At 42.5% G+C, this 12,922-nt stretch carries 11 protein-coding genes and 1 pseudogene; 7 read left to right on the top strand and 5 right to left on the bottom strand.

Features of this window, described 5'->3' with window-relative positions:
- Window positions 1-69: 69 nt before the first annotated feature.
- Window positions 70-1,254 carry a GTPase HflX gene (gene hflX, locus PQ469_RS29575; protein ID WP_090651391.1) on the bottom strand — a complete coding sequence of 395 codons (1,185 nt, stop codon included), beginning with the start codon at window positions 1,252-1,254 and terminating at the stop codon, window positions 70-72.
- 374 nt (window positions 1,255-1,628) lie between these two features.
- Between hflX and PQ469_RS29570 the strand changes: the two genes are divergently transcribed.
- From PQ469_RS29570 to PQ469_RS29545, 6 genes are all read left to right on the top strand, one after another.
- Entirely contained in the window at window positions 1,629-3,563 is a 1,935-nt protein-coding gene (locus PQ469_RS29570) for a DUF3857 domain-containing protein (RefSeq protein ID WP_274210868.1), read from the top strand.
- Window positions 3,564-3,570: 7 nt separating this feature from the next.
- Window positions 3,571-5,508: a DUF3857 domain-containing transglutaminase family protein gene (locus PQ469_RS29565; protein WP_274210867.1), complete on the top strand. Its 1,938-nt coding sequence runs from the start codon at window positions 3,571-3,573 to the stop codon at window positions 5,506-5,508.
- Between the two features lie 11 nt (window positions 5,509-5,519).
- Window positions 5,520-6,158 (top strand): leucyl/phenylalanyl-tRNA--protein transferase, encoded by a 639-nt coding sequence (gene aat, locus PQ469_RS29560; protein WP_274210866.1) that lies wholly within the window; start codon window positions 5,520-5,522, stop codon window positions 6,156-6,158.
- A 19-nt stretch (window positions 6,159-6,177) separates the two neighbouring features.
- Window positions 6,178-6,759 carry a crossover junction endodeoxyribonuclease RuvC gene (ruvC, locus tag PQ469_RS29555; RefSeq protein WP_274210865.1) on the top strand — a complete coding sequence of 194 codons (582 nt, stop codon included), beginning with the start codon at window positions 6,178-6,180 and terminating at the stop codon, window positions 6,757-6,759.
- 256 nt (window positions 6,760-7,015) lie between these two features.
- Entirely contained in the window at window positions 7,016-7,429 is a 414-nt protein-coding gene (locus PQ469_RS29550) for a hypothetical protein (protein ID WP_090651386.1), read from the top strand.
- Window positions 7,430-7,832: 403 nt separating this feature from the next.
- Window positions 7,833-8,933, top strand: a complete 1,101-nt coding sequence (locus PQ469_RS29545) for an SGNH/GDSL hydrolase family protein (RefSeq protein ID WP_274210864.1) — start codon at window positions 7,833-7,835, stop codon at window positions 8,931-8,933.
- A 294-nt stretch (window positions 8,934-9,227) separates the two neighbouring features.
- On the opposite strand, the pseudogene PQ469_RS29540 reads toward PQ469_RS29545, so the two are convergent.
- The 4 genes and pseudogenes from PQ469_RS29540 to PQ469_RS29525 form a co-directional block, all read right to left on the bottom strand.
- Window positions 9,228-9,881: pseudogene (locus tag PQ469_RS29540) on the bottom strand (phosphatidylserine decarboxylase family protein); the annotation flags it as partial.
- Between the two features lie 26 nt (window positions 9,882-9,907).
- Entirely contained in the window at window positions 9,908-10,714 is an 807-nt protein-coding gene (locus PQ469_RS29535; protein ID WP_274210863.1) for a phosphatidate cytidylyltransferase, read from the bottom strand.
- Window positions 10,711-10,923: a hypothetical protein gene (locus PQ469_RS29530; protein WP_090651382.1), complete on the bottom strand. Its 213-nt coding sequence runs from the start codon at window positions 10,921-10,923 to the stop codon at window positions 10,711-10,713. Before PQ469_RS29530 ends, PQ469_RS29535 begins: the two co-directional genes overlap by 4 nt.
- On the bottom strand, window positions 10,923-11,870 hold the full coding sequence (locus PQ469_RS29525; protein WP_274210862.1) for a CPBP family intramembrane glutamic endopeptidase: 948 nt from the start codon (window positions 11,868-11,870) through the stop codon (window positions 10,923-10,925). The genes PQ469_RS29530 and PQ469_RS29525 overlap by 1 nt, the downstream gene beginning before the upstream one ends.
- A 40-nt stretch (window positions 11,871-11,910) precedes the next feature.
- Between PQ469_RS29525 and dusB the strand changes: the two genes are divergently transcribed.
- Window positions 11,911-12,903: a tRNA dihydrouridine synthase DusB gene (gene dusB / locus PQ469_RS29520; protein WP_274210861.1), complete on the top strand. Its 993-nt coding sequence runs from the start codon at window positions 11,911-11,913 to the stop codon at window positions 12,901-12,903.
- Window positions 12,904-12,922 lie beyond the last annotated feature (19 nt).

Below are 12,922 nucleotides of genomic sequence, written 5' to 3'. Positions count from 1 at the left end.
GGGGCCGTTTTATTTAGTGACATAGTGAATCAAAAATTCCTCCCTCAGGGGGTTAGGGGGCTTCGCCGTTTAATACAACAAATGATCATACGGGTACCTTTCGGTATGTATCGCTTTCACTTCCTCATAAAGCAAATTCCTGAACTCATCTACATTCTCTCTTTTGGTGGCCGATATAAATATGGCCGGGCTGTTGTTTTTGGCCATCCAGCTGTGTTTAAAATCGTCAAGCGTTAAGGGTTCTTCCTGCTGCTCTATCTGGTGATCTTCCGGTTTAAAGGCGTCTATTTTATTAAATACCGTTATCATCCGTTTATCAATAGCGCCAATATCTTTCAGGGTCTCGTTAACGGTACGTATCTGATCCTCAAAGTTAGGGTGCGAAATATCTACCACGTGCACCAGAATATCTGCTTCGCGCACTTCATCCAGTGTCGATTTAAAACACTCTACCAGTTGGTGAGGTAGTTTGCGGATAAAACCAACCGTGTCTGACAACAGGAAAGGCACGTTCTCCAACACCACTTTCCTCACAGTTGTATCTAAAGTGGCAAACAGTTTGTTTTCGGCAAACACTTCCGATTTGGATACCATATTCATGATGGTTGATTTGCCAACGTTTGTATAACCTACCAGCGCGGCACGCACCATCTGGCTCCGGTTTTTGCGCTGGGTTTCGTTTTGCTTGTCTATTTGTTTCAGCCTGTCTTTCAATAAGGCTATCTTGTTCAAAATCAAACGCCTGTCGGTCTCAATTTGCGATTCACCCGGTCCGCGCATACCAATACCACCCTTCTGGCGCTCAAGGTGGGTCCACAAACGGGTAAGGCGGGGCAGCAAATATTGTAGTTGAGCAAGCTCCACCTGGGTTTTAGCCTGCGCTGTTTGCGCGCGATTTGCAAAAATATCAAGGATAAGGTTATTCCTGTCAAGTATCTTTACCTGCAGCTCGTTTTCAATATTGCGCAATTGCGATGGCGACAGCTCATCGTCAAACACCACCATATCAATTTCTTCTTCAATAACAAAAGCCTTTATATCTTCCAGCTTACCACTGCCCACAAAAGTCGCCCTGTCGGGCCGCTGTAGTTTTTGGGTGAAATGAGTTATTGTTTCGCCGCCTGCTGTAGCAACTAAAAACTCCAGTTCCTCTAAATATTCTTTCTCCTGTTCGTCGGTTACGTGGGGTGTCATTACGCCAACCAAAACAGCTTTTTCCTGCTTCACAGCAGTATCGTAAAATTTTTGCTTCATTAACTATGGTATATCAATCACGGTGCCAATTTACTAATATAGCACAAACGGGCTTATTTAACGCCAAAATAGCACATACAAAGGAAATTGGCTGTCATTACTAATAAAATATGTTTTACAAAAAACGCAGGACAAACGCATCTAACAGGGTTAACATAACTTAACACATTTCAGATATTGTTTTTACAATTGTCTCATAATCAATATTTTGTGGTTTTAACATGGTTAACACTAAACTGGTCGCCGTTAACTATTTAGTCCGCTTGCCCCGAAAAACACTTTGCTGCATTACAAACAAGTAAATAAATTGTTTTATTTATTTTAACAAGAATCATTTTCCTATTATTATATTCGTCTGATTAAACCTTATTGACATGAAGAAATTCTTTTCCCTCCTATTGCTGGGATCTTTAGCAATTACCGCAAACGCACAAACTACTGCCCCTGTGCCAACAGCTCAATCATTCGGTAAAGTTGATAAAGCCGATCTGGAAATGACCAAATGCGATTTTGAGCCCGATGCCAATGCCGAAATCCTTTTTGATAAAGGCGATACCTATTTTGACACGCAATACAATATCAACACCGACAGGCACAAGCGCATCAAAATATTTAACGATAACGGCAAGGATGAGGCAAACATCCGTATAAAATACTATAGCGCCAATCGTTCGCAATATATAACCGGGCTACAGGCGCAAACCATTAATTTAACCAATGGCGCCATTGAAATTATTAAGGTAGATAAAAAACAGATCTTCACCGAAGCCGTAGATAAGTACTACTCGGCGCTGGTTTTCTCGTTTCCAAATGTAAAACCAGGCTGTATTATCGAATATAAATACAGGTTAACCAGCGCTTCTGTGAGCGATTTTCCCGATTGGTATTTTCAAAGCGATCTGCCTACGCGGTATAGCGAGTTAGATACTAATATCCCGGATATTTTAACCTATAAGAGGCTGCCAAATTTGCATTCGCCATACGTAGTTGATAAAACAAGTTCGTCAAATACCCATACCGAAGCGATGGCCAATATTCCATCGTTAAAAGATGAACCCTATATGGATGCCCGTAATGATAATTCTGAGCGGATCCTTTTCCAGTTGTTAAGTATCCGCATACCCGGGTATTTTATGCCAAACTTCCAGGATTCATGGAAAAAAGTGGGTGAAAACAGGATGAATAACAAGGATTTTGGCGGTCAGCTGAACAGGAAACTTGCCGGCGAAGAATTAATTATCAACAAGGCCAAGGCCCTTAAAACCAATGATGAAAAAATTGCCTATGTTTTTAACGAGGTTAAAAACATCATGAAGTGGAATGATAGTTATGACATTAGCAGTACCGACGGAACCCCGAAGGCCTGGGAGAAAAAAGTGGGTAACTCTGCCGAAATAAACATAATACTTTATCACTTACTAAAAAAATCGGGGTTGACTGTTTATCCTATGATGGTAAGCACACGCACAAACGGGCGGATAAACCCAAGCTACCCGAGTGTTTATCAGTTCAACAGCATGATAGCTTATATCCCTGTTGATAGCGCTAAATATTATGCGCTTGATGCCACCAGTAAATACAACCTTTACAATAAGGTGCCCGATAACTTTTTAAACTCGTTTGGTTTTTATATTGATGACACAAACAAGATATATGATCTTTCGTTTTTACAGGAACCGGAGCCAGTACGCCAGGTTGTTTTATTGAATGCCGAAATTAAGCCCGATGGCAAAATGAGCGGCAGCGCCGATATCAGCAGCTTCAGCTACAATAAAATAAGGTATACTAAAAAGTTTAAAACCGACGGCGAAAAAAAATATAACGACTATTTACGCGAGGACAACAACAACCTTAAAATATCGGAACTTACGTTCGAGAATATGGACATCGACACGTTGCCGCTGCGTCAAAAGCTCAGCTTCAATCTTGACCTTACCGGTAGCGATGATAATTATATCTACTTTAACTCAAACCTGTTTACCGGCCTTAAAACAAACCCGTTTTTGGCCGAAAACCGCTTTACTGATATTGATTTTGGCTACCGCGACAACTACGCCATCACCGGCATTTTTAAAATTCCGGCAGGATATAAAATTGATGCAATGCCCAAAAGCATCAGCATGGCTATACCCGATGGAACTGTAGTTTTTAAGCGCCTGGTTGCCGAACAAGAAGGTTCAATAATGGTACGCTTTAGCATCGATCATAAAAAGTCGATGTATTTTAAAGAGAATTACCCCGAGTTCCGTGAGTTTTGTAAAAAAATGTACGATATGCTTAACGAGCAAATTGTACTCAAAAAAGGCTAATAAAATTATGTTTATTAAACATTACACCAGGCTGCTGCTTACCACAGCAGCCTTATGTGCGCTGTATACCACGGGTTATAGCCAGGATAAAAATATACCTAAAAATCTTTATATCGCAGCAACGATACCCGATTCGTTGAAGGAGGACGCAAATTCGGTTGTGCGGTACAGCATGGAAGATGATAATATTGTTGGCCCCGGCAGAGCTTATGAACATTTCCATAAAATTGTTACCGTTTTAAACGAAAAAGGAAATGATGAAGCTGAAATCGGGCTGCATTATAATAAAAAATACACTATAGTAAACTCATTTGAGATGCGTGTTTATGGTGCCGACGGAACATTAATAAAAAAATACCACAAAAGTGATATGTATGATAGGTTGACCGTTGATAATGAAACGATGGTAACCGATGATAGGTCGCTTAGTATTGGACATACTATCGCAGTCTATCCTACAACAATTGAGTATATTTATGATTTAGATGTCAGGAGTCTCATTGATCTTGGTGCTTGGGTCTATCAGGATTATGAGCAAGCTGTTGAAAATGCATACTACCATATTTCCATTAACAGCAATGCTGGATTTAGATATATTAACAAAAACACCAATGTCCGTCCGCAAAAAAACACTATTGATAAAATTGACAGCTATTCCTGGAAAATTAATAACCTAAAGGCTTTTAAACCAGAGGAAGGGTCAGAATCATGGAGGGTGTTACCCAAAGTATCCTTTGCGGCTAATGATTTTGAATATTATGGGGTTCCCGGAAACATCAGCTCCTGGCAAAACTATGGAAAATGGCAACAGTCTTTAAACGCAGACGTATGCAGCCTCAGCCCGAAGCGGGTTCAGGAAATACAGGCAATGACTGCAGATATTAAAACAGACAAGGAAAAAGTAAGATTTCTATACAATTACTTGCAAAAAAATGTTAGATATGTTGGGATACAGCTTGGCATAGGAGGATTGAAGCCCTTCCCTGCCAGTTTTGTTGATGAAAAAAAATACGGCGATTGCAAAGGACTATCAAACTATATGTGTGCGATGCTTAAAGCGGTCAACATTCCTGCATATTACGCCAAAGTAAGGGCAGGAACAAATGAGGAGCCATATAATCCTACATTTCCTAATGATTTATCAAATCACATCATCGTTTGCGTTCCATTTAAGAATGACACAACGTGGTTGGAATGTACCAGCCAAACACAATCGTTTGGCAAGTTAGGCAAGTTTACAGAAAACAGAAATGCCTTAATAATTACGGATGATGGCGGAAAATTGGTTAACACCCCCAAAAGTATTGCTATTGATAATCAGCTTAATGCCGAAGCTCATATTGTATTGGATGCTGATGGTGGATCCAAGGCGCATCTAAAAATTTTAACAACCGGCGATTATCGTGATGATTATATTGGCATAGAAGCTTTGAAAACGGATGAACAAAAGCAAGTAATTATAAGAATGCTTAATATGAAACAACCCTCCGAATTAATCTTCAAGCCATCGATAGATAGCAATGGCATTAAAGAGGTAAATATTGATTTGGGTTACGATAAGTTTTGCGACATAACCTCTGGCGATAAACATTTTTATAAGCCCCGTATATTTGATCTGTGGCAAGCAACATTGCCTGTTGAAGAAAAAAGAAAAAACGATTATTATTTTGATGTGCCGGTGTTAAAAACATGTGTTACTACTATCGATCTCCCGGCAGGCTTTGAAGTTGAAACTTTACCTGCCAGCCAAAGTCTCAAATTCAGCTATGGTACTTACGATGTAAAATACACATACGATGCCGCTAAAAATCAGGTGGTAAACACCACAAAATTCAACTTAACCAACCAGGTAATCCCTGCAGCCAAATACAACGAAATGCAGGTATATTTTGACGCCATCGCCAAAGCGCAAAATAAAAAACTGGTGATACGCCGCAAAGCTTAAATTTGCGCCTGATGATATTCAGGCTTGATGAACGTTTACTTTTTCCTGAGCCCGATCTGGCCGAACCAGACGGGCTTTTGGCTGTAGGCGGCGATTTATCAACTCAAAGGCTGTTACTCGCTTATCAAAATGGCATTTTCCCCTGGTACAGCGACGATTCGCCTATCCTGTGGTATTCGCCGCATGAGCGCTTTGTACTGTATCCCGATGAATTAAAAATTTCCAAATCAATGCGCCAGGTGTTGCGCTCCAACCGGTTCGGGGTTACAACCAATACCTGCTTCGCCGATATTATAAAAGCCTGCTCGGCGGCACCACGCGAAGGGCAGGACGGCACCTGGATTACCGATGACATGCAGGCCGCATACATCAAAATGAATGCTGAAGGTTACGCCCATTCTGTTGAAGTATGGGAGCAAGGCCAATTGGTTGGAGGGCTTTACGGCGTTTGGGTTGGCGATGTTTTTTGTGGCGAAAGCATGTTTAGCAAAGTAAGTAACGCATCAAAAACAGCATTAATATACCTGTGCCAAACCAATAAATTTAAACTAATAGACTGCCAGGTGCATACCAACCACCTGGAATCAATGGGGGCGCGCATGATACCACGGGAGCAATATATAGCCATTTTGCACAATAGTTTGCTTTGATTGGTTACCTTTGAGGGGAATGCAACAGGCCAGCACAAAAGAGCGAATTATTTTAGGAATCGACCCCGGAACCGCCGTTATGGGTTATGGCCTGGTGAAAGAAACCGGCCCCAGGATAGAGCTTATTGCCCTTGGTGTGGTAAAGATGGAAAAGCTTGACGACCACATGATCAAGCTACAGCGCATATTTGAAAAAACCGTTGCACTTATTGATAATTATAATCCCGACTGCCTGGCTATCGAAGCGCCGTTTTATGGTAAAAACATCCAGGTAATGCTTAAACTGGGCCGCGCGCAGGGCGTGGCTATTGCGGCGGCACTATCGCGCAATTTAGATATTACCGAATACGCCCCGCGCAAAATAAAACAGTCCATAACCGGCAACGGAAATGCCACTAAAGAGCAGGTTGCGGCCATGCTGCAAAACTTGTTAAAGTTTAAAGAAACGCCCGATTTTTTAGATGCTACGGATGGCCTGGCCGTTGCTGTTTGTCATTCCTTTCAAAGGATGGGCGCCGCCAGTAAATCGGCTTCGGGCAGCAAAAAATCATATTCGGGCTGGGATACCTTTGTGAAGGACAATGCAAAAAGGATAGTTTAAATCCGGCTCCGCAAAATCATTTTAAAAACCAATAAGCCTGCGGTAACATTTTCTGTTTCCTGCCGTATAAGCCGCAATGACAAACGCAGACCGCTTTCGGAATTAAGAAATTTAACCCCAAAGAAACCCCGTGTCTGTCAGCCTATTAAATTCGCAACAAATTGTTCTTTTTTGCATTATTTTATTACAAAAAGCAATAAATTGTTGACAAAGTGCACTTTAACAATTACTTTTAAGTCCCCTTAATTGATTGATCATGATCCGAGTACGGTCTAAAAATGTGCTATTGGTTGCTCCCGATACTTTTTCGGTTGAGTTGTTGCCGAATAATAAACAATTTAAGCATATTTCGTCAACAAGTCATATTTTTCCGTCCATTCACGAGCAAAAACCCAACCTGGTAATTTTTGATTACGATCATCTAAACGCCGACATAGAAAAGATATTGCGTCGCTTACAATCAAACCCCGCTTACAATAAAATAAAGATTTGCTGTTACAAGCAAAAGGAACACACCAAGGTTGATAGCCTTTTAAAAGTGCTCGGCGTTGATTACATTTTTTATCCCGAAGATTTCAAAAAAGCCGAAAAAGCCAAGGGCATTGCAAATGCTTTTGCCAATATTTTCGATGCTCCGGTGATGCCCCTGCTGGTAAAGGCCTCGAGTTAAAATAAGTTGTAACATACATACACATTATTCGCATTTAAATAAATTGCCATTGCCCCGGCGTGGCAACCTCGTCGCCTGCTTAATGGATTTGCACAGTTCGCGATTGCCGCGCTTCACTCGCAATGATATGATTGTTGTGAGCATCTAAAGCCAACACGTCATCCCCAATTTTTCAGAGTTTACCTGGTGAGTACTCGCAATGACATAATGTAGTTGTCATTTTCCGCTTCATAATTATCGGTATGTTTTTCCCAAAAAAATTTCTTGTCTTCGGCGGATATCAAAACTTCCAAGCCTTGCGGTTTTTTCCTCCTGGTATTATTATAACCTTTTATGCTAATAAATTCACCAATATTGTATTTCATCAAAATATGACCAATATTGCCTGTTCAATACAACCTTTATGAAAATAAGATTTGCAATAGCTTTTATTTTGTTGGTACTGGCCTGCGGCGAAAGCTATGGGTATACAAAACTAACAGATACCATTTTTGCGGCGCAGTTAAAACCTATCGGGCGTACCGTAATCAACAAGCAGCATCAATTAGAATTGATTACGTCCGCAGCACATTTTGGTTTTAGCTTTAAGGGGACTGAATGCGCGGTATATGCCACAATTGCCGTAGCCGGTCAGCATAATTACCTGCAATATGAGGTGGATGGTGTTTACCAAAAAAGGGTAAGGATTGATGGCGGTGTAACCGTGCCGGTTATGATAAAGGCGGATGGCCCCGGTAAACACCGTGTTTGGATATATAAAGCAACGGAAGCCCATACAGGAGCCATCATCATATCAAAAATAGCAGCGCCCGGCATAAAAAGCCTGGCCATACCCAAACTTCCGTTAATTGAGTTTATAGGTAACAGCATTACCTGCGGCGCGGCTGCCGATGATTCGGAAATTCCATGCGGTACCGGCGAATACCACGACCATCACAATGCCTATATGGCTTACGGGCCCAGGGTAAGCCGGGCTTTAAATGCCAATTTTGTTTTGGCCAGCGTAAGTGGTATTGGCATTTATCGTACGTGGAACAGGAATGGCCCTTCAATGCCCCAGGTGTATGAAAATGCTGATTTCCAGGTTAACAATCCACAAAAATGGAACTTTAATACATACAGCCCCAAAATTGTGAGTATTGCTTTAGGAACCAATGACATGAGCAAAGGCGACGGCAGCCCCAGGGCCGCTTTTGATACCCTGCAGTTTGTGGCCGATTATGTAAAATTCGTGCAGCTGGTAAAATCCAAATATCCCAAAGCGCAGATTGCTTTGCTAAGCAGCCCCATGATACGGGATACATCGAACACCATTTTACAGCATTGCCTTATCAGCATAAAAAAGCAAATAGATACTATTTACCCCAATGACAAACCGGTGGCTACATTCTTTTTTAAGCCGATGGATGCACACGGTTGTTCCGGCCATCCAAGTGTGGCCGATCATCAAATACTGGCCGAAGAGCTTAAGCCATTTTTTGAAGGGTTGTTGAAAGCGGATTGACAGGCACAAAAAAGGGGAGGTCACCAATATGACATCCCCTTTTTTATATTTTAAACCCGGTTACTACGCGTCGCCTTTCGGCTTAGCCGGCGCTTTCTTTGCCGGTGTGGCTTTTTTTGTGGGTGCTGCCTTCTTTGCCGGTTTTGCGGGTTCTTCAACTTCGGGATGGTCAATAACCAAAGGCAACTCCTGCTGATGGCCTTCGTTGGTTATTTCGGCAGGTTCATCATCAAAACTTTCGGGCCTGTTTATTTTTGCCTGTTGTTCTTCGGCAACCGCGGCTAAACCGGTTGGCAGCTCGGCCAGGATGGTACGGCCGCCTTTTACAACGTCGCCAATATTTACCAAAATATTTGATCCTAAAGGCAGGAAAACATCAACCCTTGATCCAAACTTGATAAAACCAAACTGCTGCCCTTGCTCTACAATATCACCCTCTTTTACATACCATACAATACGGCGGGCCAAAGCACCTGCTATTTGCCTGAACAAAACCGATACACCTTCGCTGTTTTGAACACAGATGGTAGTACGCTCGTTTTCTGTTGACGATTTGGGATGCCAGGCCACCAGGTATTTACCTTTGTGGTATTTAAAATAGCTTACCACACCCGCAATGGGGTTACGGTTTACGTGCACATTAACCGGCGACATAAATACCGATAGCTGGATGCGCTTATCTTTTAAAAATTCGGTTTCTTCGGTTTCTTCAATCACCACTACTTTTCCATCGGCTGGGCAAAGTACAGTAGTTTCGTCGGTGCTGATGTCAAAAAACGGGCTGCGAAAAAACTGCACGATAACCAGGAAAAAAAATCCCGATAAGATGTAAATAAACCATTTAAGCGCATGTTCCTGCGGAAAATAAAACTGCACCACCGCGTTAAGTACAAAAATAAAAAGTACTGTTATGGCTAATGAGGTGTATCCTTCTTTATGAAAAGTCATATTATAGATGATTTATTACAAAGCTACTAATTTGAAATGAAGTATAAGTATGCATAAACAATAGGGGCGGCCATTAATAATCCGTCGAACCTATCCAGCAGGCCCCCGTGGCCAGGCAAAATGCCGCCGCTATCTTTTACGTTGATGCTGCGTTTAAACATCGATTCAACCAAATCGCCCAGGGTGCCAAAGCACGAAATAAGGATAGCTATGGTAACCCATTGTTTCCAGGTAAGTTCGGTATAAAAGTGGGCCAGTATTAAAGCGGCAACTGCGCTGATGATGATGCCGCCAATTAAGCCTTCGTAAGTTTTTTTAGGCGAGTGGCGTTCAAACAGCTTGGTTTTACCCATTTTGCTGCCCACCAGGTAAGCCCCGGTATCGTTGCTCCACAAAATAATGAGGAAGGCCAGCGGGATATGGAAGTTAAAAACAGCGCCCGCGCCCATAAATGCCATAGCGTGAAAAAACATGAACGGCACTACTGCGAATATGATCCCCAGAAAAGTAAAGGCGATATTGGTGAACGGTGCCGGCGTTTTTTTATATAATTCCTGTATAAAAATGGCGCTGAAAGTAAGGGGGAGTAAAAATATTAACCGCCAGGCCGGGAAGTAGAAGTTGGCCGCAACCAGTAAAAAAAACAATGCGCCGTTGATAATACCGGTTTCGCGGCTGGCCGTCATGCCGCCCTCCCTTACCAGTTTATAAAACTCGAACATGCAAAAGCCGGAGAGTACAAGATAAAACCCACTGAAAACGTATGGCCCCAACAGGTTTGAGGCAATCATCACTATAATAAAAAAGAAGCCGGTGATGGCGCGTAATTTCATAAACTAATTTGATTGAGGATCATGATCTCGATAGCCTTACTAAAATCCTCCTGGTGAATGTAAACTTCAATATCGCCGAAGGCACGGTGCGATGAATCTTGTTTGTTTAATAAAACGGTATCGATATGGTGGCGGATAAGTACTTGCTTAACAATCTCTGATTGATAAAAATTGGATGAACTAAAAATTTTGACCCAGTTTTTTTCCATTAATTACTCAGCGCCGGTTTTTTTTGCATCGATACATTTCTATATATAAAAAGCAAAAATAATACAATTATCAAGCTAAAAGTATAGGCCCATAAATTAAATACATGCTGATCATCGGGATTAAGCTTAACTATTTTTTGATTATACAGGTATGTAATAACCACCGCCGAGCCGTTATTTAAAAAATGGCCCCAAACGCCCGTCCAGATGCTGCCGCTATACGTTACAAAATAGCCGAATATGGCGCCCAGGAACACCCTTGGCAAAAAAGTAAAAAACTCCATGTGAAAAGCGCTGAACAGGATGGCGGTTATCCAGATGGCGGCATGTTTGTTTTTGGTAAGGCGCACAAAAATGGTTTGGATAACGCCGCGGAACAGAAACTCTTCGGCAATGGCGGTAAGCAAGCCAACAACAAATACCGCCCACAGCATGCTCCAGATATTTTTCATGCTGAGCATAGCCTCAGTTGCTTTCTGGGCCGATTGCTCGGCAGCGCGCATCCACTCTTCCAGTCCTTTTAACGATGCGGGTAAAACCAGCCTTTGGTTAATATTGGTTAAAGCCTCCATTATAGGGTTTGAAAACAGCATGATGGTAAATATCAGCAGCAAAAAAACCGGGGTGAAATTAAAGGAGGGCTTCAAATAATCGCGCGTATCGTTCATGATTAATCGGGCAAAAATAACCGGAGCCAGGAATAATGGGATAGTTGTACTTACTATTTGCAATATCCACAATGCCGAACTAAGATGGGGGTTGCCGGTATTAAATGCAAAGGTATCGGTAAGGGTTTTCATCCCAAAAACAGACATGATAACCCCCGCTGCTATCGCCGAAAAAACGATTACCAAGCCAATAGTTATCCCGGTGATGCTTAAAAACTGTACGAAGGGACTAACGATATTTGTTTGCGGAGTGTACTGTTTTATAGGTTCTTGTATCATTTGGGGTAATTTTCGTATTTTTGCAGGGCTAAAGATAAGCATGTCTGTACAAATAGGAAATATTGATTTAGGGGAGTTCCCGCTGTTACTGGCACCGATGGAAGACGTGAGCGATCCTCCCTTCCGTTACGTGTGCAAGCAAAACGGCGCGGATATGATGTACACCGAGTTCATCTCGAGCGAAGGCCTCATCCGCGATGCGGCAAAAAGCCGCCAGAAACTGGACATTTTTGAGTACGAAAGGCCCATTGGCATCCAGATCTTCGGCAGCGATATCGACCATATGCGCGAGGCCACCGAAATTGCATCCCTTGCCGGGCCCGACCTGATGGATATTAACTACGGCTGCCCGGTAAAACAGGTAGCCTGCCGCGGCGCCGGCGCCAGTCTATTGCAGGATATTGATAAAATGGTAGCCATGACCAAAGCGGTTGTTGAAGCTACCCACCTGCCCGTAACCGTAAAAACCCGTTTAGGTTGGGATGATAATACCAAAAACGTATACGAAGTGGCCGAACGCCTGCAGGATGTGGGCATAAAAGCCCTTACCATTCACGGCCGTACCCGTGCGCAGATGTATAAAGGCGTTGCCGATTGGTCGCTGATAAGGGATATCAAGAAAAACCCGCGTATAAAAATCCCCATTTTCGGCAATGGCGACATCGATTCGCCCGAAAAAGCGGCCGACTGGCGTATGGAATTTGGGGTAGACGGTATGATGATTGGCCGCGCAGCCATTGGTTACCCCTGGATTTTCAGGGAGATAAAACATTTTTTTAATACCGGCGAGCACTTAGATAAACCAACCATTACCGAACGCATTGCAGCCTGCTCAACCCACCTGCAAAAATCTATAGAGTGGAAAGGCCCTAAAACCGGTATTTTTGAAATGCGCAGGCACTATTCAAACTACTTTAAAGGTATCGATCACTTTAAAGAATTCCGCATGAGGCTGGTAACGGCAGGCAATTTAGAGGAGGTGCAACAGATACTGGCCGAGATTGACGAAAAATATGCCATAGAAATGGCTTAATATTTGTTCGCTTTCATTA

Origin of the sequence: Mucilaginibacter sp. KACC 22773, assembly GCF_028736215.1 — a bacterium.
In the GTDB taxonomy this organism is placed as follows: Bacteria; Bacteroidota; Bacteroidia; order Sphingobacteriales; family Sphingobacteriaceae; genus Mucilaginibacter.
Note: the sequence above shows the minus strand (reverse complement) of the source record. Positions and strands in the feature narration are given on the sequence as shown.

Coding starts and splice junctions, on each gene's coding strand:
- PQ469_RS29545 (WP_274210864.1), top strand. CDS start 7,833: ATGAAAATAAGATTTGCAATAGCTTTTATTTTGTTGGTACTGGCCTGC.
- PQ469_RS29550 (WP_090651386.1), top strand. CDS start 7,016: ATGATCCGAGTACGGTCTAAAAATGTGCTATTGGTTGCTCCCGATACT.
- ruvC (WP_274210865.1), top strand. CDS start 6,178: ATGCAACAGGCCAGCACAAAAGAGCGAATTATTTTAGGAATCGACCCC.
- PQ469_RS29565 (WP_274210867.1), top strand. CDS start 3,571: ATGTTTATTAAACATTACACCAGGCTGCTGCTTACCACAGCAGCCTTA.
- aat (WP_274210866.1), top strand. CDS start 5,520: ATGATATTCAGGCTTGATGAACGTTTACTTTTTCCTGAGCCCGATCTG.
- PQ469_RS29525 (WP_274210862.1), bottom strand. CDS start 11,870: ATGATACAAGAACCTATAAAACAGTACACTCCGCAAACAAATATCGTT.
- PQ469_RS29570 (WP_274210868.1), top strand. CDS start 1,629: ATGAAGAAATTCTTTTCCCTCCTATTGCTGGGATCTTTAGCAATTACC.
- PQ469_RS29535 (WP_274210863.1), bottom strand. CDS start 10,714: ATGAAATTACGCGCCATCACCGGCTTCTTTTTTATTATAGTGATGATT.
- hflX (WP_090651391.1), bottom strand. CDS start 1,254: ATGAAGCAAAAATTTTACGATACTGCTGTGAAGCAGGAAAAAGCTGTT.
- dusB (WP_274210861.1), top strand. CDS start 11,911: ATGTCTGTACAAATAGGAAATATTGATTTAGGGGAGTTCCCGCTGTTA.
- PQ469_RS29530 (WP_090651382.1), bottom strand. CDS start 10,923: ATGGAAAAAAACTGGGTCAAAATTTTTAGTTCATCCAATTTTTATCAA.